Below are 1,732 nucleotides of genomic sequence, written 5' to 3' on the forward strand. Positions count from 1 at the left end.
CTTCCGCACGTTCGTGTGGTGAGACAGCTACGTGGTTGATTGTTCGGATCGGGTCGGGTTGATCGGGATCCGTGGTGGCGGGTCTGGGACTGTTCGTGGCTGTGTCGGTTGTGGCGGGTTACGGGCCGCCGAGCGTGGAGAAGCCGCTCGGTGTGCTGCCCGTGGTGCGTGACTACCTGGCCCGTCTCGATCTGGCGGGCACGATCGATCGGCTCGCCCCGATGCGCGACAAGGTCAATCGGGTCACCCATGGCCAGGTGATCGCCGCGCTGGTCGCGAACCGGTTGACCTCGCCGACCCCGCTGCTGCACGTCGAGACGTGGGCCCGTCGGTGGGCGGTCGAGGAGATGTTCGGCATGTCCCCGGACGCGCTCAACGACGACCGGGTCGGCCGGGCGCTTGACGCGCTCGCCCCGGTGAGCGAGCAGGTCGCCGGTTCGGTCGGGGCGGCGGCGATCGCCGCGTTCGGCCTCGACGTGTCCCGTTTCCACTGGGACATGACCTCGATCTCGTTGTACGGCGCCTACCCTGAGGTCGACGGCGACTACGCGACGCCGCGCTACGGCCACCCGAAGGACCGCCGTCCCGACCTCAAGCAGGTTCAGACGGGCCTGGCCAGCACCGGCGACGGTGGGATCCCGCTGCTCCCGCGTGCCTACGACGGCGGCGCTGGGGAGGTCTCCCAGGTCCAGGGCGCGCTGCGCGCTCTCGTCGAGCTCGCCGGCCCGCGCAGGTTCCTGCTGGTCGGGGACACCAAGCTCGTCTCCTACGGGAACCTGACCGCGCTGACCTCGACTCCCGGGGTCACGTTCCTCGCGCCGGCGCCGAAGACAGCCGTGCCCGCGCGGGTCCTCGCCGCCCAGGACTGGGCCACCGCCACGATCATCGAGCATGTCGCGGCCCGCGACCAGGACAAGCCGGTCCACCAGCGGGCCCGCTACCGCGCCCGCGAGGGGACGACCGTGCTGCGCGGGCCGCGGAAGAAAGACCCGCCGGTCACGGTGCGCACGGTGTTCGTCTGGTCATCGGCGAACGACCAGGCCGCGAAGGCGGCCCGCGCTCTGAAGCTGGACCGCGCCCGCGAGGCCCTGGACACCCTCGCCCGCGCCGCGGGCAGCCACCACCTCTACCGCACCGAGACCGCGGTGAAGACCCGTCTGGCGTTCCTCACGACCAAACACCGGGTCTCCCGCTACCTGATCGCGCAGACCAGCGTCGACCCGGACACCGGGAAACCCTCCCTGACCTGGCAGTTCGACCAGACCGTCCTCGACGCCGAGGCCGCCACCGACGGCTGGTACGCCCTGCTGACCAACCTGCCCGACAGCATCAGCCCCACCGAGGTCCTCGCCCGCTACAAGGGCCAGGAAGTCTCCGAACGCCGCTACGGCACGTTCAAAGGCCCGCTCGCGGTCACGCCGATGTTCCTGCGTTCCAACCAGCGCATCCACGCCCTCATCCACGTGATCTGCCTGGCCCTGCTCGTCTTCTCACTCATCGAGCGCCAAGCCCGCCTCGGCGCGGGCCCCGACGGGAAGATCCCCGGCCTCTACGCCGGTCGTCCCGCCCGCCCCACCGGCGCACTCGTCCTTGGCACGCTCAGCACGCTGCGCCTCGTGCCCGCCCAGGACCACCGACCCGCCTACATCCCGCGCCCACCACACCTGCACCAGCACCTCCTCGACATCCTCGGCGTCGACCCAACCCGCCCACCATGATCGACATACGGGCC

The 1,732-nt window shown here is 70.8% G+C and carries 1 protein-coding gene; it reads left to right on the plus strand.

Annotated elements, in window-relative coordinates; all coding sequences use genetic code 11:
* The first annotated feature begins 95 nt into the window (after positions 1–95).
* Positions 96–1,718 carry an IS1634 family transposase gene (locus C1A33_RS24755; protein WP_243407911.1) on the plus strand — a complete coding sequence of 541 codons (1,623 nt, stop codon included), beginning with the start codon at positions 96–98 and terminating at the stop codon, positions 1,716–1,718.
* The last annotated feature ends 14 nt before the right edge of the window (positions 1,719–1,732 follow it).

It is taken from the genome of Frankia canadensis (genome assembly GCF_900197875.1).
Classification (GTDB): domain Bacteria; phylum Actinomycetota; class Actinomycetes; order Frankiales; family Frankiaceae; genus Frankia; species Frankia canadensis.